The 1,198-nt window shown below is 66.2% G+C and carries 1 protein-coding gene; it reads right to left on the bottom strand.

The features are described from left to right. Nucleotides 1–1,198 (bottom strand): RHS repeat domain-containing protein (locus tag FAZ21_RS20035; protein WP_136775193.1); only part of this gene is annotated, 1,198 nt, incomplete at both ends.

The following is a 1,198-nucleotide window of genomic DNA, read 5'->3' on the forward strand; positions in this document are numbered from 1 at the left end:
GCCGCTTTTGCTGCGCTGGATGCGGCCGGCGTTGTTGTAGACGTTGGCGCCGGCGTTGACGACGTTGCCGGCGGCGTCGTAGCTGTAGCTGCCGTTGAGGTTGCCAGCGACGTTGAGCAGGCGGTTGCTGTTGGGGTCGTGGGTGTGGGTGGTGACGGCGGTGCCGGTGCGTTTTTCGGTGCGGTTGCCGTTCAGGTCGTAGCTGTAGCCGTATTGGGTGGTGCCGATGGCGGCGCTGGTCAGCCGGCCCATGCTGTCGTAGCCATAGTTGCGTAAGGCGCTGCTGCCGGGGTCTTGCTGGGTGAGGTTGCCGACAGCGTCGTAGCGGTAGGTGAAGCTCTGGTTGCCCAGGCTGAGGCCGGCGACGCGGCCGTTGCCGTCGCCGGGTTGGCGGTAGCTCTGGCCGTTGGCCCAGGTCCAGCCGAGGATGCGGCCGTCGGCGCTGTACTGGAGGTTGTTCAGCAGCAGTTGGCCGTTGACCTGGATCTGGTTGATGCGGCCGTTGTTCCAGCCGTAGCTGACGCTGGTGCCGCTGGGGTAGGTGCGTTGGCTGAGCTGGCCGGCGCTGTTGTAGGTCTGGCTGCTGTTGAGGGCGATGCTGCCGATCAGGCGGTTGATCTGGGTCAGGCGGCCCTGGGGGTCGTAGGCGTAGCTGGTGCTGCCGCTGGCGTCGCTGAAGCTGGCCAGTTGGCCTTTGCCGTTGGCGGCGGTGTCGTAGGTGAAGGTGTGGGTTTCGTCACCATAGCCGATCTGGGTGACGCGGCCGAGGTCGTCGCGGGTGTAGGTGGCGGTTTTGTTGCGGGCGTCGGTTGCGGTGGTGAGCTGGCCGTTGGGGTCCTGGCTGTATTGGGTGGTGCCGCTGTCGGGGCTCACCTGGCGGATCAGGTCGTCGAAGCCGTTGTAGGTGTATTGGGTGGTGAAGCCTTCGGGGTCTTTGACGCTGACGAGGTTGTCGCGACTGTCGTAGTTCAGTTCGGTGATGCCGCCGTCGGGCTGGGTGATGCGGGTCAGGCGGTTGAGGGGGTCGTAGCCGTATTGGGTGATGCGGCCGAGGGCGTCGGTGCGGCTGGTGCGGTTGCCGTTGGCGTCGTAGGCGTAGGTGGTCTGGTAGCCCTGGGCATCCATGGTGCGTTGCAGGCGGCCGAGGGCGTCGTAGTCGTAGTAGGTGCTGACGGTGGGCTGGTGCGCGGGCAGTGCG

Source organism: Chitiniphilus eburneus (genome assembly GCF_005048205.1).
Classification (GTDB): Bacteria; Pseudomonadota; Gammaproteobacteria; order Burkholderiales; family Chitinibacteraceae; genus Chitiniphilus; species Chitiniphilus eburneus.